This is a genomic window from Acidaminococcus sp. AM33-14BH, from assembly GCF_003603525.1.
Classification (GTDB): Bacteria; Bacillota; Negativicutes; order Acidaminococcales; family Acidaminococcaceae; genus Acidaminococcus; species Acidaminococcus intestini.
The window spans coordinates 188005-206660 of record NZ_QTNG01000001.1 but is presented as its reverse complement, the minus strand read 5'-3'; the positions used below and the strand labels follow the sequence as shown (position 1 = coordinate 206660).

General features: G+C 50.4%; 21 protein-coding genes. 2 read left to right on the top strand and 19 right to left on the bottom strand.

Annotated features, from left to right (window positions below):
• Window positions 1-6: 6 nt before the first annotated feature.
• From DW817_RS01035 to DW817_RS00935, 19 genes are all read right to left on the bottom strand, one after another.
• The gene (locus tag DW817_RS01035) at window positions 7-369 is read right to left on the bottom strand and encodes a lipopolysaccharide assembly LapA domain-containing protein (RefSeq protein ID WP_009015588.1); all 363 of its coding nucleotides are present in this window, start codon (window positions 367-369) and stop codon (window positions 7-9) included.
• Window positions 370-460: 91 nt separating this feature from the next.
• Entirely contained in the window at window positions 461-1402 is a 942-nt protein-coding gene (locus DW817_RS01030) for a D-2-hydroxyacid dehydrogenase (protein ID WP_120110428.1), read from the bottom strand.
• 359 nt (window positions 1403-1761) lie between these two features.
• Window positions 1762-2034, bottom strand: a complete 273-nt coding sequence (locus DW817_RS01025) for a YdbC family protein (RefSeq protein WP_120110424.1) — start codon at window positions 2032-2034, stop codon at window positions 1762-1764.
• A gap of 400 nt (window positions 2035-2434) precedes the next feature.
• Window positions 2435-3523, bottom strand: coding sequence for an LptF/LptG family permease (locus DW817_RS01015; protein WP_009015591.1), 1089 nt, complete (start codon window positions 3521-3523; stop codon window positions 2435-2437).
• Between the two features lie 8 nt (window positions 3524-3531).
• Entirely contained in the window at window positions 3532-4251 is a 720-nt protein-coding gene (lptB, locus tag DW817_RS01010; RefSeq protein WP_009015592.1) for an LPS export ABC transporter ATP-binding protein, read from the bottom strand.
• Between the two features lie 14 nt (window positions 4252-4265).
• Window positions 4266-5114, bottom strand: coding sequence for an LptA/OstA family protein (locus tag DW817_RS01005; RefSeq protein ID WP_014128244.1), 849 nt, complete (start codon window positions 5112-5114; stop codon window positions 4266-4268).
• The gene (gene lptC / locus DW817_RS01000; protein WP_014128243.1) at window positions 5115-5663 is read right to left on the bottom strand and encodes an LPS export ABC transporter periplasmic protein LptC; all 549 of its coding nucleotides are present in this window, start codon (window positions 5661-5663) and stop codon (window positions 5115-5117) included.
• Between the two features lie 16 nt (window positions 5664-5679).
• Window positions 5680-6549 carry a lysophospholipid acyltransferase family protein gene (locus tag DW817_RS00995; protein WP_009015595.1) on the bottom strand — a complete coding sequence of 290 codons (870 nt, stop codon included), beginning with the start codon at window positions 6547-6549 and terminating at the stop codon, window positions 5680-5682.
• A complete protein-coding gene (locus tag DW817_RS00990) occupies window positions 6549-7091 on the bottom strand; it encodes an HAD family hydrolase (protein ID WP_009015596.1) in 543 nt (180 codons plus the stop codon). The genes DW817_RS00995 and DW817_RS00990 overlap by 1 nt, the downstream gene beginning before the upstream one ends.
• On the bottom strand, window positions 7092-8057 hold the full coding sequence (locus tag DW817_RS00985; protein ID WP_021736439.1) for an SIS domain-containing protein: 966 nt from the start codon (window positions 8055-8057) through the stop codon (window positions 7092-7094).
• 4 nt (window positions 8058-8061) lie between these two features.
• A complete protein-coding gene (gene kdsA, locus DW817_RS00980; protein WP_009015598.1) occupies window positions 8062-8883 on the bottom strand; it encodes a 3-deoxy-8-phosphooctulonate synthase in 822 nt (273 codons plus the stop codon).
• A gap of 1 nt (window position 8884) precedes the next feature.
• The gene (gene kdsB / locus DW817_RS00975; protein ID WP_009015599.1) at window positions 8885-9664 is read right to left on the bottom strand and encodes a 3-deoxy-manno-octulosonate cytidylyltransferase; all 780 of its coding nucleotides are present in this window, start codon (window positions 9662-9664) and stop codon (window positions 8885-8887) included.
• Window positions 9661-12192 carry a tetraacyldisaccharide 4'-kinase gene (gene lpxK / locus DW817_RS00970; RefSeq protein ID WP_021736443.1) on the bottom strand — a complete coding sequence of 844 codons (2532 nt, stop codon included), beginning with the start codon at window positions 12190-12192 and terminating at the stop codon, window positions 9661-9663. Before lpxK ends, kdsB begins: the two co-directional genes overlap by 4 nt.
• Before the next feature lie 47 nt (window positions 12193-12239).
• Window positions 12240-14009, bottom strand: coding sequence for an ABC transporter ATP-binding protein (locus tag DW817_RS00965; RefSeq protein WP_009015601.1), 1770 nt, complete (start codon window positions 14007-14009; stop codon window positions 12240-12242).
• Window positions 14006-15139, bottom strand: a complete 1134-nt coding sequence (lpxB, locus tag DW817_RS00960) for a lipid-A-disaccharide synthase (RefSeq protein WP_009015602.1) — start codon at window positions 15137-15139, stop codon at window positions 14006-14008. Before lpxB ends, DW817_RS00965 begins: the two co-directional genes overlap by 4 nt.
• Before the next feature lie 900 nt (window positions 15140-16039).
• Complete coding sequence (locus DW817_RS00950; protein ID WP_081690358.1) at window positions 16040-16186, bottom strand: YvrJ family protein; 147 nt, start codon at window positions 16184-16186, stop codon at window positions 16040-16042.
• A gap of 8 nt (window positions 16187-16194) precedes the next feature.
• Window positions 16195-16440: a DUF2922 domain-containing protein gene (locus DW817_RS00945; protein ID WP_021736452.1), complete on the bottom strand. Its 246-nt coding sequence runs from the start codon at window positions 16438-16440 to the stop codon at window positions 16195-16197.
• Window positions 16441-16538: 98 nt separating this feature from the next.
• A complete protein-coding gene (locus tag DW817_RS00940; RefSeq protein WP_021736447.1) occupies window positions 16539-16745 on the bottom strand; it encodes a hypothetical protein in 207 nt (68 codons plus the stop codon).
• 78 nt (window positions 16746-16823) lie between these two features.
• Window positions 16824-17393 (bottom strand): N-acetylmuramoyl-L-alanine amidase, encoded by a 570-nt coding sequence (locus DW817_RS00935; RefSeq protein ID WP_120110417.1) that lies wholly within the window; start codon window positions 17391-17393, stop codon window positions 16824-16826.
• Between the two features lie 425 nt (window positions 17394-17818).
• On the opposite strand from DW817_RS00935, the gene DW817_RS10995 reads away from it, so the two are divergent.
• Both DW817_RS10995 and DW817_RS00920 read left to right on the top strand, forming a co-directional pair.
• Window positions 17819-18055, top strand: coding sequence for a helix-turn-helix transcriptional regulator (locus DW817_RS10995; protein ID WP_035224076.1), 237 nt, complete (start codon window positions 17819-17821; stop codon window positions 18053-18055).
• Window positions 18052-18594: a sigma-70 family RNA polymerase sigma factor gene (locus tag DW817_RS00920; protein ID WP_035224079.1), complete on the top strand. Its 543-nt coding sequence runs from the start codon at window positions 18052-18054 to the stop codon at window positions 18592-18594. Before DW817_RS10995 ends, DW817_RS00920 begins: the two co-directional genes overlap by 4 nt.
• Window positions 18595-18656: the final 62 nt, after the last annotated feature.

Here is an 18656-nt window from a genome sequence, read left to right as displayed (position 1 = left end):
AAATTCCTACTTTCCTGGGTCAAATGGTTTGATGATGGGATCATCATCCGTTTGGGGCGCGTCAGAGGCCTTAGGTCTTGCTTTAAAATGGGGAACCGTCCCCATCTTGCGCCGATTCTCGGCATTTTCCTCTTCAAGGGCCTTGATCTGCCCTTTGAGGCGGCGTTCCTTCATGAAGTGACCGGCCTTTACTTTAAGGGCAATGAGACCTGACAGGACAAGGCCAATGAGAAGGGAGCCAATGATAATCAAGGCAAGACTCATGGAAAAATGCCAGAAGAGGAAGGAAACTTCCACGCTCACGGCATTTTGAACAGCAAAGATGGCTACACACAGGGAAAGGATTCCCATGATAATCATATAAAACATGGTACTGCCTCCTCTCAACTCATCATAGTGAATAAAGTATTATATCATGGATTGGTCCGCAATTTTGCAGGAAAATCCCAAAAAATGGCATCTATTTGCGATAACCCGTCTCCCTGTCGACAATATTTTCGAGGGGTTCCCCCTTGATGAAATGCGCAAGGTTGCGGCAGCTTATGGCAATGATTGCATCCCACGTCGATTGGGCATGGTACCCGCCGCTTACGTGCGGCGTCACAAGAAGGTTCGGTGCTTCCCACAAGGGATCTGATTCAGGAAGCGGTTCAGGCGTTGCCACATCAATAGCAGCGCCGGCAAGATGTCCGCTTTGAAGAGCTTTCTTAAGCGCGTCCTGGTCGACGGCATTGCCGCGGCCGATGTTGACAAAAAGAGCCCCTTCCTTCATTTCAAGGAAACGTTTTTCCGTATACAATCCCTGCGTAGCCGGCGTGTCAGGAAGACAGGAGACGACCACATCAGCCCGGGAAAGGATATCCCCCAGCAAAGCAAAAGTTCCCATTTCATCCGCTTCTGGAACAAGGTCGGACGAGCGCCGTCTGACACCAATGACGTGAGCTCCCATGGCTTTTGCAATGCGGCCGAAATGGCGGCCAATATCGCCAAAACCAATGACAGCGACCGTAGATCCGCAGAGCGTATTCACCGGACCGGCGTCTTCCCAGCGATGCGCCTTACCCTGATCATAATAAGTCGGAAGGCGCTTCATGAGAAAAAGGACCGTCGCCAGGATATGTTCACTGATGGCAATCCCATAGGCCCCTGTAGCATTGGTAAGAGCCACACCGTCTGGCAGGATACCAGGCTCGCAGTAGGTATTGGCTCCTGCTGAATTCAGCTGCAGGAACCGCAGCTTGGTCAAGGTCTTGACCTTCTGGGGCGCAATATTTCCAATGATGACATCTGCCTCCTTGAGCGCAGTCTCGTCCTTTCCAAACGTAAATTCAGCGCTTGGAGCGGCCTTTTTAAGGGCCATTTTATGTGCATCTGTTACAGGCATAACAACAGAAACCTTCACAATATGAACCTCCTCTGACGTCTTTTCAGACTCTTTGTTACACCTTTATTGTAGCGAAAAAAAGAGGTTTGAGCAATGGGAATTGGCTGATTGTCAGCCATTCATCCGGACTCGTCAACTCGTCAGGATGATGAAACAAGGCCTAAAGCATGCTGCTGGATTTTCTTAGTTGAAAAGGCCCTGCGTTAAAGAAGCCTTTGGATCATCCTGAAGCAGTATGGTTATCCTGTCAAAGGCCTTCGCGCTGTCAGGGAAAAAGGCCAAACCGCCATTTCCAAACACAAAAAGGAACTTCAGCCCTTTTCCGGATCAAGGGACTGAAGCTCCTTTTTCTCTATGAAACTATCGCTTAGGATTTCTTACCGCTGCCCCCGCATTGGGGCCTCTTTATTCCGCATATTCGTCAAAAGGGCGTAAAGGATATCGGCTTCTTCCCGTACCAGGGTGATTCCCTTCCCCATCTTCTGGTGATCCTCGCTCCACAGGCGGATATCAAGCTTGCTGCGGCCGCCATTATAGGAAACAAGATTGAGTTCTTTTGTCCACCCTCGGGGCGTCGTCGAAAGAACACCGATATGACGCTTGATATCAAAGGAAAAATCGCTGTCGGAACCGTTTGGTTTCTGTTGCATGATGCATACTCCTTTTTGTCGATTTCTAGTGCTGGATCCAGATCTTGCTGCAGCGTTGTAGGCCTACTCTTATTATACCGTAAATTGAAAAAAACATGTTTCCCGATTATCGCGTAAAAACCGCCTTTCAGCACGGGAAAGGGGTCATTGGTAAAAAAGTCCCTTTTAAGAATAATAAGCGTTTGAAAAAACACCATCTACAGGCTTTTCCGCAACACGGCGGACCCAAAGGGAGCATCCAAACAGTCCTTCAAAAAGGGAGCGCCGAGGCGTAAGAAGTCCCCATGAGAAAGGAATCTTCGTGCAAATCAAAAAAGCCTCCATGGCTTCCTTAAAAGCAAGGAAGCCATGGAGGCTTGCGGCTGCAAGAAATCGGAAGGGTTCCTGCATTACGTTACAGTTAGTGATCCTTCTGCCAAATCAGGTAGGCCCCTGCACATCCGCACAGGAAGTTTGGCACGGCCGCCGCGATAAAAGGCGGAATCACGCCGCCCTGACCAAGACCGGTCATAAAAGTCATGATGGAGTAGTAAATAAAGATGATGACCACAGAAAAGCCAAGGCCCATACTGGTTCCTGCCCGCTGACTCTGAACACCCAGCGGCACGCCGATGAGAGCAAAGAAGAAGCTGGCAAGGGGCACGGTAAAGCGGCTGTAGATTTCCATGACGTATTTGCTCGTTGGCTGGTACTGCCGCTCCAAGATACCAATGTACATCTTCAATTCACCGATGGTCATTTCATCAGGGTCTTTCTGATCAAGGGTGATGGTCTTTGGCGTTTCCGTAATGGGAAGGACCTGCTTATCAAAGGTCATGGTCCGCGTGAGCCCTTCCTCGTTTGTGATTTCCGTGATGGTTCCCTTTTCCATGATCCACGTCCCATTCTGCCATTTGGCTTCAGGCGTGCGCTGGATGCGGACGACGCGGCCCTTATCCCAATCCTCGATGGTGATGTCCTTCATGACGCCAGCTTTTTCATCAAAGGTCCGAGCATAAGTAAGACGCGTCAGCTGGCCCTTGGAGATGTTTTTCAGCAGGATATGGTCCTGCGTACGGGGTTTCGTGTTGTTCTTGATTTCCTGCTGGATGATGCGTTCATACTCGGCTTTCGCCGGCGGCACAACTTTTTCAGCCCAGACCACGGAAAAAAGGCTGACGACGAATCCAGCGGCAAGGATTGGCATGGCAATACGGCGGAAGCTCATTCCCCCACTGCGCATAGCCGTAATTTCGCTGTTTCCAGACAGCTGTCCCATGGTTAAAAGCGAGGCGAGCAGCATACTCATGGGGAAAGTGTAGTTGATGACTTCCGGCATGAGGCACAGGAACAGACGAAAAAGCGATGAATAGGACGCCCCATACTGCGTAATGTACTGGGTTACGCGGAAAAGAAAGGAGCTTGCCACAAAGATGGTTGAAAAGGCAGCTACCCCGAAAGCAAAGGGCTGCAGCATCTGTTTTAAAATATATTTATCAAGTATCCTCATGGTACGCCTCACATCTTAAAGTCTTTTCCAAGGTAGTACTTCCGGGCAATCGGGTCGGCAGCGACCTTCTCACTGGGGCCTTCGACCATGATCTTGCCTTCGTTCAGGATGTAGGCCTTGTCAACGATGCTGAGCGTTTCCCGCACGTTATGATCCGTAATGAGGACGCCAATGCCGCGTTTGGCCAGATGTTTGACAAGGACCTGGATATCGGCCACGGCAATGGGGTCAATGCCTGCAAAAGGTTCATCAAGAAGGATGAAGGCCGGTTCCGTTGCAAGGGCACGGGCAATCTCCACACGACGGCGCTCACCGCCGGAAAGGGCCGTTCCCAGACTCTTACGGATATGCCCAATATGGAACTCTTCAATAAGGGCCTCCATTTTTTCTTGGCGTTTCTTTCCATCCGGCTCCACGTCCTCAAGGATGGCAAGGAGATTTTCTTCCACCGTCAATTTTCGAAAGATGGACGCTTCCTGCGGCAAATATCCAATCCCCGCGAGCGCCCGTTTATACATGGGCAGGTGCGTCACCTCAAGCTCATCCAAATGGACCGTGCCCCGATCTGGATGTTCCAGACCGACGATCATATAAAAGGTTGTTGTCTTGCCGGCGCCATTTTTACCGAGCAGGCCAACAATGCTCCCCTGGGCCACTTCGAGGCTGACATGGTCAACAACGATGCGTCCCCCATATTCCTTTACCAGATCATTTGCACGAATTTTCACAGGTTCTTTCTCCTTTAAGCAAGCTCCGTATCAACAGAACCGATGGTTACAGGCTCACCGGGCCAGTTGTAAAATTTATAGACCGAATCGGGCACACCTTCGCGCCCTGCAATCTGGAAGGTCGGGACTTCCTCACGGGGAGCCTCTTCCTTCTTGCGCGGAATGATGACCATGCGCACATCACCATCGCCTTGGGCAATCTTGCCGCCGGCACCGCGGATCGTAAGCGTATCGCCGCTGACCGTATTGCCTTCCTGTGTCGCTGTCGCGTGGCCGTTCAGATGGATGGTCCCATCGGATTCGTTGAGGTCATATTCAGCCGAATCAGCGCGGGCCGTAAGATCCCGAGGCGGGCTGATCAGGCGTACATTCCCGTCAGCAAAAGCCTTGTTTGTTTCCATGTTATACGTAAGCGATGCCGCGTCAAGGCTTGACCCATCATCCATGGTGAGCTGGGCCCAGCTGCCGACAGTTTCAGCGTATTTGGCCGCCGAGTCGTAGTTGACCTGCTCCGCGCGCAGGGTCTTGTCCGCCTTTTTAAGGACGGCATTGCCAATGGCGGAAAGATAATCGCCCTTATTCTTGATGATGAGGGACGCACTCGTCAGATGAGCGTCTTCCTGATCGGCAACGACGGACCCTTCAAGGCTGCCTTCCCCGGTCTTGGTGTTGTATTCTGCTTTTCTAGCCGTGGCGCGTCCTTTATCGTGGCGGATTTCCACGTTACCTTCGGCCACAGCCTGGCCGCTCTTAAAATCATACTCCACCTTGTCACCGCTGACGCTTGAAGCGGCAAAAGCCACAGCGCCCATGGACAGAAGGCCTGTCATGAGACAAGTGAGGAAAAGTGCTTTCATTTTCATTTAAAAATCTCCCTTCTGTACATGTGCATCCTGTTCCAGCGTGGCGTGCTCCATAGGCACATTGAAGGTTGCCTTGCCTCCCGTGGCAACAACGTCATCCTTGGTCAGCCGCGCATGGCCTTCGGCAATGACAATCTGCTTTTCGTTGTTCCAGGTAATCTTATCGGCCGTCACGGTCCCATTGGTACTGGTCGTGCCTTTGGGGTTCTTTGTAAGGATGACGCTCTTTGTTTTTACATCCACGTCCCCTTCATCAGCTGTGACGGTCATGGTTGAACCATCTTCATCATAGAAGGTCCCTTTGATGCCCTTCATATGATCAATCTGCGCCTTCCTATCGTAGACCATGGATTCCACCGTCAGGGACCACACCTTACGGCCATCCTTGTTTTCTTCGATAGTGGATCCAATGACCTGATGAGGATCTGTTTCCTTGGCCTTCTTGACCGTTCCTGCCGTGGGTTTGCTTGACAGAAGCCAAGCAATGACGCCGCCCATGAGCAGCACGGCCCCAATGACCATCATGATTGTCCGTTTATCAGAGCGCATGAATCGCTTTCCTTTCTTATCCTTCATAAGGTGTATTCCACCGGTGCTGGAACCAGATCCAGTTGTCCGGATATTCGCGGATAATGGCTTCCACTTCTTGGGTCATCTTGAGCGTCACGTTGTAATCATCCTTTTTGCGGTCTCCCGTATCTTCGTAATAAATGGGATCCTTCACAAACACGCGGTGGCCGCAGCCATTTTTCTTGCGGATGATGAAGATGGGAATGATAGGAGCCTTGAACTTGCGGGCAAAATACGCCGGACCTTCCGGTGTCGAAGCCATCTTCCCAAAAAACGGCACAAAGATGCCGTTATAGCCCCCGTCCTGGTCGGCAATCAGGCCCAGCATCCGGCCTTTTTTCATCGCCCGGGCACAGCCGAGGATCTCATTGGTCCCACGGGCAAAGATTTCCTGCCCGACACCGCGGCGCAGCTCATTCATGAAATCACTGTAGACCGGATTGGGCTGAGGTTTTTCCACAGCACTGAGGGGAAATCCATTAAGAGCCAAGGCCGCTCCGAGCCATTCCCAGTTATCCATGTGGCAGGCGAGCATGACAACCCCTTTTTTCTTACTGAGGGCTTCCCAAAGGACATCGGGCCGATCAAAGGTCACAAGGCCGCGGATGTTGTCCTTATTGAGGGCAGGCATGTAGAGCATTTCCATAAAGGTCATGCCTAGATTGAGGAAAAGGCGGTAAATGGTTTCCTTGGCCTCTTTTTCCTCCATGCCCATTCGCTCCATGATGGTCTTTTCCGCACGGACGCGTTGCTTTTTGGCAATATGATAGTATAGTTTACCACAATTTCGTCCCAGGCGGACCACAAATTTATAAGGAAGCCAGGAAACGAAGGTGCTCATCCCTTTGAGAATCGCATAAAGCATTACTGTCTGTCACCATACCCTTTTACCAGATACCCTTCCACGATGCCATCCCAAAGCCCCTTGGCCTTGAGGATCTTCTCGCAGACTTCACGGACAGCGCCTTCTCCCCCTTTTTTTTCGCAGACATAATCGGCACGGGCTGCTACCTCAGGCGCCGCGTCCTTGGGGGCAAAGGAATAGGCCGCGCGGCTAAAGGCCGGCAGGTCATTGAGGTCATCCCCCATGAAAGCCACGGCTTCCATCGGGATACCCAGACGCTGGGCCGCTTCAACGAGGGTCTTTCCTTTATAGATTACATTTTCATAGACATTGCTGACGCCAAGTTCCATGGCGCGATGCAGTACAATCTCGCTGTGACGCCCCGTTATCAGGGCCACTTGGATACCATTTCTCATGGCAAGGCTGATGCCCAGGCCATCGCGTACATTGAAATGTTTGCTGAGTTCATCTTCCTGACCAATGATGATGGATCCATCGGTCATGACACCGTCCACATCGAGGGCAAGGAGACGGATCTTGGCAAACTCTTCGTCTTTCATCATTTATACCACTCCCTGATGCACAAGATCGGTCATATGGAGCAGGCCGACGACTTTCTTTTCTTCATCCACAACGGGCAGGACCGTGATCGGATGGGGTTTATTCGATTCCATGAGATGAAGGGCTTCTGCAGCCAGTTTTCTTGCTGTAATGGTTTTCGGCGACTTTGTCATGAGTTCAGAAACCGGTTTATTGAGGGAATCAAGGCTCTTTGCAAAGCCGCGGCGGATATCGCCGTCCGTGAGAAGTCCCTTCAGCCGGCCCTGTCCATCGACAACGGATACAGCACCAAGACCTTTATCGGTAATGACAAAAAGCGCATCCTTTACCGTCATGTCAGACGGCACCAGCGGATTTTCATCCCCTTTGTGCATGATATCCCCAACCGTAAGGAGCAGCTTCCTGCCCAGGCTTCCGCCGGGATGGTAGATGGCAAACTGATTTTCCGTAAAATGGCGGGCCGACAGCAGCTCCATGGCAAGGGCATCGCCAAAAGCGAGGGTTGCCGTCGTACTGCTCGTAGGCGCAAGGCCCAAAGGACAGGCTTCCTTCTTGACCCCGACATCAAGGACAATATCCGCGTTCTTGGCAAGGGTCGACTCCGGCTTGCCCACCATGGCAATGATGCGGGCCCCAATGCGGCGGATACTGGGCAGGATATGAAGCACCTCGCCCGTTTCCCCACTATTTGAAATGGCAAGGACCACGTCACCTTGTGTCACCATGCCGAGATCGCCGTGAATGGCTTCGGCAGGATGCAGGAAAAAGGACGGTGTCCCCGTGCTGGCAAGGGTTGCTGCAATCTTGCGGCCAATGATGCCGCTTTTTCCCATCCCCGTTACGATGATGCGGCCGGGGCAGTGAAGGATCATTTCCAGAGCCGCTCCAAAATGTTCATCGACACGGGGAATCAGTTCCAATATGGAATCCGCCTCGATCTGGAGAGCTTCTTTTGCGCGTTCAAACATGGTATCACTCCCTACGCCCAATGGCATCAATGGCTTTAGCGTCCAAAAGGACCTGTTCCATCTTGTCAAGGGCAATCATGTTGGGCCCGTCGGAAAGGGCTTCTGCCGGATTGTCATGGACTTCCATAAAAAGACCATCGACACCGACTGCTGCAGCCGCGCGGGCCATATGGGGCGCATACTGGCTCTGGCCGCCGGAACTTGTGCCCTTGCCGCCAGGAATCTGTACGCTGTGCGTCACATCCATGATGACCGGATAGCCGAAGTCACGCATGATGGGAAGGCTCCGCATGTCCGTTACCAGCGTGTTGTAGCCAAAACTGGCCCCGCGCTCAGTCAGCATGATCTTTTCGGTTCCAGACCCGACGAGCTTATTGATGACATTTTTCATGTCCCACGGAGCCAGGAACTGGCCCTTCTTGACGTTCACCACGCGGCCTGTATGGGCAGCTGCCACGAGCAGGTCCGTCTGGCGGCAGAGAAAAGCCGGGATCTGGATGATATCGAGGACTTCCGCTGCTTTTTCCACTTGATAGGTTTCATGGACATCAGATACAACAGGGACGCCCAGGTCCTTTTTGATCTGCTTCAAGATTTCAAGCCCTTCTTCCAGACCCGGGCCGCGGAAAGCCGTAAGGCTCGAACGATTTGCTTTATCGAAGGAAGCTTTGAAAACATAGGGCAGGCCCACCTTTTCACAGATGGCCTTGGCCCGTCTTCCGATCATGAGACTCCGTTCATAGCCTTCCAGGACGCAGGGACCAGCCATGACAAGGAGCGGATGGCCGGCACCGACTTTGTAATTACCAATCGCTACGGTCTTCATGTTACTTTCCTTCCTCGGCAGCTCGTGCCGCTTCTTCCTGACGTTTCTTTTCTTCTTCCAGTTCAAAGACCTTGTTGGCCCGATCCAGATCTTCCTGCGTATCAATGCCAATGCCTTTGAAATCCGTCGTGAGAACCTTGATCTTGGCTCCCGTTTCCAGGGCACGCAGCTGTTCCAGACCTTCAATCTGTTCAAGAGGCGTAGGAAGCAGTGCCGCAAACTTCAATAGAAAGTCACGACGGTATGCATAGATACCAATATGCTTATACACTTTGAACTCCGGTGTCTTGTGACGGGGATACGGAATCAAGCTGCGAGAGAAATAGATGGCATAACCACTTTGGTCCGTAACCACTTTGACCGCGTTGGGATCGTCATATTCTGACGCATCCATAAGGGTCTTTGCCGTCGCCATCTGGAGCTGGTCGTTATTTTCGAAAGCTTCACAGAGGGAATCAATCAGTTCTGGCGGAATCATCGGTTCATCCCCTTGGACATTGATGATGACATCGACCTTATCATAGCTCAAGGCGACCTCAGCAAGACGGTCCGTACCGGACGGGTGCGTAGCCGCCGTCATCATGGCCTTGCCGCCAAAGCCTTCCACGGTTTCCTTGATGCGTTCATCATCGGTAGCAACAATGATCTCATCAGGAATCTTGGCTTGGGCTGCCCGTTCGTAGACACGCTGAATCATGGGCTTACCGGCCAGATTTGCAAGAGGTTTCCCCGGCAGACGGGTAGAAGCATAACGCGCCGGAATCACACATAAAACTTTCATTGTCTTTTGTTCTCCTTTTCGATGGCAGTGGTAATCGTTTTCACAAACGCCTCTTCCCCACTGGTGATCTGGATTTCCATGTCTAGGACATAGAGGGGGACCTCACGATGGAGGTAGATGAATTCTGTCGGGATCTTAACGGCGTCCTTGCCTGTTGTGACAAGGGCCGTGACCCGTTTGCTGATGGCCCGTTCCATGATGTACTGCATTTCCACCATGCCATAATCATGATGGTCCGGGTAACGGATGGCTTCTGCAATCTGAAGCCCTTCACCAGCCATGGTCTGTTCAAAGCTTGACGGGTTGCCAATGGCCGAAAAGACCATGACTTCCTGTCCCTTGAGTGCCTCAAGGGGAAGTGCCTTGGAGCCATCATTTTTATACCAATCGGCAATCTCAATGAACGCACAGGGGTTGTGGATACTCTCCACAATGGGCGCATTGGGTTTGTAGCGATGCAATTGGTCGCAGAGCGTGGCCCGGGAAATGGGTGAACTCTGGTCGCATTTGGTGAGCAGGAAGAGGTCGGCGCGGCTGAGGTTCTTCAGCGGTTCGCGCAGGGTGCCTCGGGGAAGGATGCTGCCATTGCCAAACATATTGAGCGTATCCACAAGGACCACATCCAGGTCCCGGTGGAGCTGCCAATGCTGGTAGCCATCATCGAGGATAATGACTTCAGCCTTGAATTTGTCGACAGCATACTGACCTGTAATGGCGCGTTCCTTCCCAATGACAACGGGGATCCCAGGCAGCTGTTTTGCCATGAGGAACGCTTCGTCACCGGCTTCATAGGCAGTCATGTAGATCTTTTTGCCGTCGGAAACAACACCGATCTTTTCCTGCCAGTGGGACCGATAGCCGCGGTTCAAAATAACGACACGGTACCCCATGTCGCGGATCATAAGAGCCACTTTCTGGGCGGTTGGGGTCTTTCCGGTACCGCCAACCGTAATATTGCCAATGCTGATGACGCAGCAGTCCAGCTTTGTTGTCGGCAGGAGATGGTGATTGTAGCAGCTCAGTTTGAGGCGAACCCCCACTTCATAAAGTACGGATAGGACGCGGAGCAAGGAAAGGACCAACCAGTCCAGCACATTGTTGTCCTCACCATGGGAAAGCTGGATCAAATATTGTGTCACTGCATCCCCAGGGCGCATGCGGGGCGATACTTCATCGTTGATGTTGCGCGTGCTGATCTTATAGTGGGTGTTGACCATGCTCTCTGTGGCTGTAAGCCGCAGGAGTTCCTTAAGATAGCCAATGGTGCGGACCGCGGCTCCGCGGTTTTCGCGGATAACCTGGATGGACGCGTCGCCCATCTTTTTACGGAGTGCGTCATCACGCAGGATTGTAAGGAACATAGCCGTCAGTTCCTTTGTATCCCGAATTTGGACACAGGCTCCCACCTTGCTCAAAAGAGAGAAGGAATCCTTGAAGTTTGACATGCTCGGACCCACAATGATGGGTTTGGCATGAGCCGCCGGTTCAAGGACATTGTGCCCGCCATGGTTGATAAGGCTGCCGCCGACAAAAACGACATCACCCACGGCATAGATGCGGCCCAATTCCCCGATCGTATCAATGAGGATGACAGGGTAACGCGGCCGCTGCCCTTTTTCGTCGCGAAGGACGGAGCGCAGGCCTACCGTGAGACCGAAACGTTCGGCAAGACGCGTGATTTCATGGGTCCGTCCCGGCTTTCTCGGGGCAATGAGGAGCCGTGCCCTAGGAAATTCCTTTTGGACTTCTGTAAAGGCTTCAAAAAGCTTTTCTTCTTCCGTCGGATGGGTGCTCCCCGCGACGATGACTGGATAATCATCGTAAAGACCGAGTTCTTCCTTGTAGGTCTTGAGGTCTTCGGGCGTCACTTCTGCATAGGTCTGATCAAATTTCGTATTGCCCGTTATATAGATGCGGCGCTTTTCCGCGCCCAGATGCTCAATGTATTCGGCATCAATGGAACTTTGCATGCAAAAACGGGTCACGCTTCCCATCATATCATCAAGGATGCCGTAAAGGTACCGGTAACTTTTGACGGATTTATCGGAAATACGGCCGTTTACCATCATGACGGGAATGCGGCGGCGCTTGATGGCACGCAGGAAATTCGGCCACAGCTCCGTTTCCACAGGCATGAAGATACGCGGCATGATGCGCTTGACAAAGGATTCGGATACAAACGGCATATCAAGCGGGAAATAGATGATGGCGTCCGCCTCGGGAATGATTTGGTGGGCCATGTTATAGCCCCCCGTCGTCACGGCAGAAACCAGGATCTTGGCATCAGGCATAGCCTTGCGGATTTCCTTCACAAGGGGGCTTGTGGCCACAATTTCACCTACGCTGGCCCCGTGGATCCAGATACAATTCTGGTGTGCAACAGCTGCGATTTCATCGTCACGAATAAAGCCCATGCTCTGGCGGAAGCGGCGGGGAAATCCTTTTTCCCGGAAATAGCGCCAGATGAAATAAGGCAGTACAAAAAAGATCAGCAGCATCACTGCCAGGAAGTTATACAGATAATACATGAGTCACCCTCGTTTCACTTTATCGGGAAGCCTATCTCCCGTACCTTTTAGGCGTCTTCACTTGCGTCATCCCCAAAAGTGCCGGATGCCGTCTGGTTCTCCTTGAACTGGATATCGTGCAGATGGGCATAAAGACCATGTTTTGCCATGAGCTGCTGATGGGTACCTTCTTCTACGATGGAGCCCTTATCAAGGACAATGATTTTGGCAGCGTTTTGGATCGTCGACAGCCGGTGAGCAATAACAAAGCTCGTGCGCCCCACCATCAGGCGGTCCAAGGCCTCCTGGACGATACGTTCACTTTCCGTGTCAAGGGCACTTGTTGCTTCGTCAAGGATCAGGATACGGGGGTTCTTGAGGATGGCCCGGGCAATGGAAATGCGCTGGCGCTGGCCGCCGGAAATATTGACGCCCCGGTCACCAAGCTGTGTATCATAGCCCTTAGGCAGCTGCTGGATAAACTCATCGGCATTTGCGGCTTTAGCCGCTGCAATGACCTCATCCCGCGTTGCATCCAGCCGTCCATAAAGGATGTTGTTATAGACCGTGTCGTTAAAGAGGTTGGTTTCCTGAGGCACAATGCCGACCTGTTCGCGCAAGCTGGCAAGCGTCACATCCCGAACATCGTGGCCGTCAACAAAGATGGCCCCTTCCGTCACGTCATAAAAACGGGGCAAAAGGCTTGCCACCGTTGACTTACCGGCACCGGAAGGCCCCACAAGGGCAATGGCTTGACCGGGCTTTGCAGAAAAACTCACATCGTGAAGAATGGTCTCCCCTTTATTGTAGGCAAAGGATACATGACGGAATTCCACATTTCCCTCAACACTGGGCAGCGTGATGGCATCAGGCTTCTGCGGAATCGTATCCGTCAGGTCCATGATGTAAAAGACACGTTCAGCCGCGGCAAGCGCCTTTTGGATGCTTCCCAATACGCGGGCAATCCGCTTGATCGGATTGGAAATATTGATGGCATAGACGAGGAAAGCCACAAGGGACCCCGCCGTAATGTCACCGCCGATGACGGAACGGCCGCCAAACCAAATGATGGCCGTGACCCCAAGGGCCGCAATGAACTCAATGACAGGAGACAGGGTTCCCATGAGCTTGGCACTTTTCATATTGGCGTAGAAATTGGCCTTGTTCTGCTGATCGAAGCGGGCAATTTCATAGGGTTCACGGACAAAACTCTTCACAACACGCGTAGCAGCCAAGGTTTCCTGCAGGATCGACGTAATATCCGCCGTTGCCTGCTGGATACGGTGGCCGCTCTTGCGAATCTTCTTGCCAAAGAAATCCATGAAGAAAAGAACCACTGGGAAAGTACAGAACGTAAAAAGGGTCAGCTTCCAGTCAAGGTAGACCATGGCGCCGACGCTCCCGATAAGGACACTCGTTTCCGTGATGATTTCAATGGAATTGGCCACCATGGCGCCTTGGAGGGCTGCCACATCGTTTGTGACATAGCTCATGATGGTACCCAGCTTATTCGTGTCAAAAAAATGAGTCGACAGAGTCATGAGCTTGCGGTAGACAATTCCTCGTACATCGATGACAATGCTCTCGCCGACATAGTTCATGAGATAGCTCTGACCATAGTAGAAAATGCCGCGGGCAAAGAAAATGACTACGATTCCAAGGGAAATCAAATTAAGGAGATCACTATCCTTGTTCTGGAAGACCTTATCAATGACATCGCGGACAATCCACGGCACATAAAGGTTGGCAGCGGCCGTCATGACCGTACAGAAACCGGCTGCAATGAGGCGTCCCAAATAGGGACGAATGAATTTGAGGATTCTAAGATATAGGTTCATTTCTTCTCCTTGGCAGTTTCAAGTATAAGGGCAGCCGTCCGCTTGACGGCGCCCGGAGCTCCGAGCTTATAAATGGCCTCCCGAAGATCCTGATGGACCTTGGCCCCTTCGGCAGGATCCAAAAAGCGCAGGACATGACGGGCCATATTTTCCGGCGTCATCTTTTCCTGAATGAGTTCGGGCAGGATTTCCCGGCCTGCTAACAGATTGGGCAGGCCTGCATATTTCACTTTGACGAGGGCTTTAGCAATGGCCATGCTGATGGGACTTGCCTTGTAACAGATGACGCTGGGAAGATCCATGAGGGCCGCTTCCAGGACGACGGTCCCGCTCGTAGCAAGGGCCGCGTCGCAGGCACCCATAGTGTCATAGGGATGCCCTTCGACAATGCGGACGGGAATCTTGGACGTATCAAGGGCTGCTTCGAGCTCCCGACGATCCACATTGGGCGCCTTTTGGAGAATGAAATCCGCATCAGGCTGGTCCTTTTTGATAAGCGGCAATGCTTCAAGCATCACGGGAAGGACGCCTCGAAGTTCACCCTGACGGCTTCCTGGGAGCAACAGGATGAGCGGATGGCCTGGCCTTTTACCGACCGCCTTTTGGGCTTCTAATTGGCTCATCGTAGGTTTTACGATATCAACAAGAGGATTGCCCACAAATTCAACAGGCGCGCCGGCTTCCTTATAGACCTCATAAGCAAAAGGATAGATGCAGGCCACACGGGCTGCCAGACGGGCTACCATCTTGGCCCGCCCCCGCCGCCAGGCCCACGCCGAAGGCGGAATGAAGGAAAAAACGGGAATACCTAACTGCTTTGCGACCTTGGCCACACGCATATTAAAATCTGGATAATCGACAGTCACAAAAATATCCGGTTTCCGTTCCACCATAACCTGGCGAAAAGCATCCCGGAGCCGAAACAGGTCTGGTAGTTTCCGGAGGACCTCAACAAAGCCCATGACGCTGTTGTCTTTATAATCAAAAATAACCTCTCCGCCAGCAGACCGGAGCGCGTCGCCGCCCATGCCAAACACTTCGGCATCAGGTGCAAGGGAAAGAATTTCCCTCGTCAGGGCCGCGGCATGCAGGTCGCCGGAAGCTTCACCGGCCGAGATGAAGATACGCATCCTATGGAACCCTCCTCACGTAGGATTAAATGACAGTTTGACAGTTTATTATATCATATCGGAGGAAATTTTGCTGTAGCTTTGGGTTCCTGGTATGTGTCGACATGTTCTTGAAAGCCCCCTATAAGATTGTGCTGCAGCCTCATTACATGCGGAAAATGGATCCTACGTGGCCTATGGCTGCTCTTGCCCGTCCCATAGCACCTCCCTGATTTTTCCAGCCCCTTATGCATGGCGTGGGGCTTTTAGCCTGTCCCAATTCCTCTTTAACTAACCGCTAAGGCGGCAGAACCCATTGTTTCCTACAATAGGTTCTGCCGCCTTAAGGAGAAAGCTCCAGAGGACCTTTTTCATCTAAAATTCGTTCTTAGCCTCCCTTATTATTTTGATGACAGATCACGCTATTTCAGGGGAGACCTTCCCTTATTTTGATAGGCATTGTCTAGACAACACGATTTCAGCAATAGGGGTCTCCCTTTTATTTTACAAGGACTATTTTTCCCTACCAAGAAATATTTTTTACTTAGGCATCTTTGATTTTATATTTAAATTTAAATTTAAATTTAAATATAAAATCTATACTCAATTGGGATTATTATTTCCTTCTCTTCAACAATTCTGCTAAAGTATGATTCTTCTTTAGCTTCATTTGAGGGAAATGATTTACTCCTTCCAGCTATCTCATTTTACATATAGATAAACACAAAAAAGACCGTGAGAAATGGGTCTCCAATCCATCTCTCACGATCTCTTTTTGAAAACAATGTTTTCCATTGCGCGTAAATTATAGCAAAAAATATATATTATGTCTATATATCTTATTATACTATATTCTGATATCGCCTATCGAACATTCAAATATGCAAAAATCCCGCAGCCTTTTCGGGCTGCGGGATTTTCTTATTTCGTCACGATTTCACGCAACATATTGATGCTGACGGTCAGAGCGTCAAGTTTACTTTCCATGCGAACAAGCAGATACCAGCTGATTACCATGGGAAAGCCGTACTGGGCGGCCTGACCGAGCAGAACGGACATGCTATCCATGATAAAGCTTAGGCAACGGGTTCGTCTTCAGCTGCTTCCAGCACTTCAAAAACCTTTGTGGTTTCTTTCAGCGTTGCGCCCTTAATGGCGGAAAGCTGCTTACTTACGCTGTCGCCAATGACGTTGAGGTCAATAAGTTTCTGCATGACCGGTTCCACATTGGCTCTGCTGATATCAGCAATAGGAGCTGCAATACGGATGGTCTTGCTTTTGTTGTCACCAAGTTTAAAGATCATTTCGAGAGATTGAGACATAATGATTCTCCTTTGGGGTCTAAGTTCTCGCTTAAGTGGCCCTAAAAAGCGGCGAGAGCGCTTTTAGGGGACGTCCTAGTCGATGGTGGGTTTTAGGCTTACGCCTTCAGTTCGACACGTTTAACGGCATAGATGGTTTCCGGCGTGTCTTCCATGAGGCTGCCAATGGCCTTTCCAGCTTCCAGCAGCTTTGCATCCTCGGCGTCAGGGTTCATACCCTTATAAGTGACGCGGGTCGTCTTCATCTTACCGTTGACTTCGTTCACGTTTTCGAGCTGCAGAGTGACTTCTTTGATGTTTTCCATTCTGTGTTTCCTCCTTAGTATTTTGACGATTGAGCGATAAAGGAATGTGGAACATGAGGCAGACGCTTACGATTTCAATCAGTAAGCTAACTGAAAGGGTAAGAGCGATGCCAAATGATGTCGGTACCAATGAGCTTTTCCGCGGAGGACGTCTCCCCCATATTTCCACTTTCCATCTCCATCTTTGATTTCGTACAGATCCCAGCGTTCGAATCGGTTCGTTCCCGCCAGGGCTGGTCCGTATCCGTCGAGGTCAGCTGCTTCCGCATGAGTCATGACATGCGCTTTGTCAAGCGGAATATCAAGGGTAAGGGTCAGGAGTGCCACGAGGGCCGCCGTTTCTTCCACCTGCACCGGGGAGGGCGGAAAAACACCCAAGTCAAAAGATCGGTCGGCGTACATGACGGCGTCCTTAGCGCAGCACATGGCAATCCCGATGGCGCCGCTATTGCGGAGATAGGTGTGGGATAAAAGCTCGGTAAAGCAATCCGATGCGCTGAGGACATCCCCTGTTCCCGTGACATTAAGATGATAATCAGGAAAGGTCTGATCATAAAATCCGGCTGTCCAGTGAAGATAGATATGGGATAGTTTCCCATAGTCCTTTTCCGCCCTTCGGCAAACGTCCCAACGCGATAGTCTTTTCATATGTTTCCACACTCCTCATCATTTTTGGCGGTAGGAAGCTCATCTTCCCCATTTCGCCTTACACTATATAAGTGTCTGCACTTTATGGATTTCTTCAAAATTTTTAAAAAATATTTTGAATTTTAAAGAATAAAGGAATGGTGCGCATTTCAGGATTAAAAGTGTATCATGGGTGATACATTTCTCTCTATTATAATAAAAATGCTTATTGTAATCTTGATTATTTATGATATTATAAAAAAGTCGTGTTTGTTGAAAAATTTGATATTTTCTTATTTTTTAGCATTCTTATTATTTGAATCATTGCAATATGCACATCTACATGGCCATGAATTTGTACTATTTTTTGTAATGATGAAACACAATGACGCACTGCGATCTGCTCCGGATCATTCCAATTCCAAGTAGAAAAGGAGATTATAACAATGAGAATTGAGTATAATCCAATGTTTACCCTTATCAAACAACGACATCTCTCAATCGGCCAAGTCGCACGCATGGCAGGAATCAGCAGAGCCACCTTAAATCGGATTTATGCAAGTTATAAGGCAAATGACGATTCCTATCGTCCAACGCTTACGGTTTTAGTTCGTCTGTGCAAATGCCTCCATTGCCACCGTATTGATGAATTGATTAAGCTTGTAGAGGTAAAGCTACCATGAATCAGCTGCGCAAACTCGCGGGGACAAACGAAGGAAAGTGCGAAATGGTGAACCTTCTAAAAAAATTTCAGCCTCTTTTGAAACATTTCGAGAAAAAGGAAAGAAATCTTTTAAAACGAGAAGATCTTCATTCCATTTTATCCATTGCCCTTCTAGAAGCAGCGCTTCGCTACGAAGGACCTGAAGAGAAATTTCCTGGTTATGCCAAAACTTTCCTTCTAAACACGCTCCGTAATTATCAGCGCAAAGAAGCAAGATACCGACAGTCAGAAGTTAGCTTAGACCAAATTTTTAAAGAAGATACTTATGAAATGGATCATCATCTTGACATGAAAGAAAAAATCAAGACCGTAAAAGAGGTGCTCAATCAACTTACAACCGAAGAAAGAAACTTACTGATTGAATCGGCAACAAAGAATGGCTCTTTTAAAATGCTCGCCCAAAAACATCATATTCCACCAAAGACACTCTACAGCCGGTACCATAGACTCCTTCAAAAGACGAGGAACTTACGAAAAGGCAGCGTAAACTGCCTTTAACATGCATATAGGACCGCTCCTGCGGTCCTATATTTTTTGCCCAAATGAGTAAATCACGTCAT

What these genes read in the sequence shown, in the direction of transcription:
- DW817_RS01035 (WP_009015588.1), bottom strand. Translation starts at nt 369, where the DNA reads ATGTTTTATATGATTATCATGGGAATCCTTTCCCTGTGTGTAGCCATC.
- DW817_RS01025 (WP_120110424.1), bottom strand. Translation starts at nt 2,034, where the DNA reads ATGCAACAGAAACCAAACGGTTCCGACAGCGATTTTTCCTTTGATATC.
- DW817_RS01015 (WP_009015591.1), bottom strand. Translation starts at nt 3,523, where the DNA reads ATGAGGATACTTGATAAATATATTTTAAAACAGATGCTGCAGCCCTTT.
- DW817_RS01005 (WP_014128244.1), bottom strand. Translation starts at nt 5,114, where the DNA reads ATGAAAATGAAAGCACTTTTCCTCACTTGTCTCATGACAGGCCTTCTG.
- lptC (WP_014128243.1), bottom strand. Translation starts at nt 5,663, where the DNA reads ATGCGCTCTGATAAACGGACAATCATGATGGTCATTGGGGCCGTGCTG.
- DW817_RS00995 (WP_009015595.1), bottom strand. Translation starts at nt 6,549, where the DNA reads ATGCTTTATGCGATTCTCAAAGGGATGAGCACCTTCGTTTCCTGGCTT.
- DW817_RS00990 (WP_009015596.1), bottom strand. Translation starts at nt 7,091, where the DNA reads ATGATGAAAGACGAAGAGTTTGCCAAGATCCGTCTCCTTGCCCTCGAT.
- DW817_RS00985 (WP_021736439.1), bottom strand. Translation starts at nt 8,057, where the DNA reads ATGTTTGAACGCGCAAAAGAAGCTCTCCAGATCGAGGCGGATTCCATA.
- kdsA (WP_009015598.1), bottom strand. Translation starts at nt 8,883, where the DNA reads ATGAAGACCGTAGCGATTGGTAATTACAAAGTCGGTGCCGGCCATCCG.
- kdsB (WP_009015599.1), bottom strand. Translation starts at nt 9,664, where the DNA reads ATGAAAGTTTTATGTGTGATTCCGGCGCGTTATGCTTCTACCCGTCTG.
- lpxK (WP_021736443.1), bottom strand. Translation starts at nt 12,192, where the DNA reads ATGTATTATCTGTATAACTTCCTGGCAGTGATGCTGCTGATCTTTTTT.
- DW817_RS00965 (WP_009015601.1), bottom strand. Translation starts at nt 14,009, where the DNA reads ATGAACCTATATCTTAGAATCCTCAAATTCATTCGTCCCTATTTGGGA.
- lpxB (WP_009015602.1), bottom strand. Translation starts at nt 15,139, where the DNA reads ATGCGTATCTTCATCTCGGCCGGTGAAGCTTCCGGCGACCTGCATGCC.
- DW817_RS00950 (WP_081690358.1), bottom strand. Translation starts at nt 16,186, where the DNA reads ATGGATAGCATGTCCGTTCTGCTCGGTCAGGCCGCCCAGTACGGCTTT.
- DW817_RS00945 (WP_021736452.1), bottom strand. Translation starts at nt 16,440, where the DNA reads ATGTCTCAATCTCTCGAAATGATCTTTAAACTTGGTGACAACAAAAGC.
- DW817_RS00940 (WP_021736447.1), bottom strand. Translation starts at nt 16,745, where the DNA reads ATGGAAAACATCAAAGAAGTCACTCTGCAGCTCGAAAACGTGAACGAA.
- DW817_RS00935 (WP_120110417.1), bottom strand. Translation starts at nt 17,393, where the DNA reads ATGAAAAGACTATCGCGTTGGGACGTTTGCCGAAGGGCGGAAAAGGAC.
- DW817_RS10995 (WP_035224076.1), top strand. Translation starts at nt 17,819, where the DNA reads ATGAGAATTGAGTATAATCCAATGTTTACCCTTATCAAACAACGACAT.
- DW817_RS00920 (WP_035224079.1), top strand. Translation starts at nt 18,052, where the DNA reads ATGAATCAGCTGCGCAAACTCGCGGGGACAAACGAAGGAAAGTGCGAA.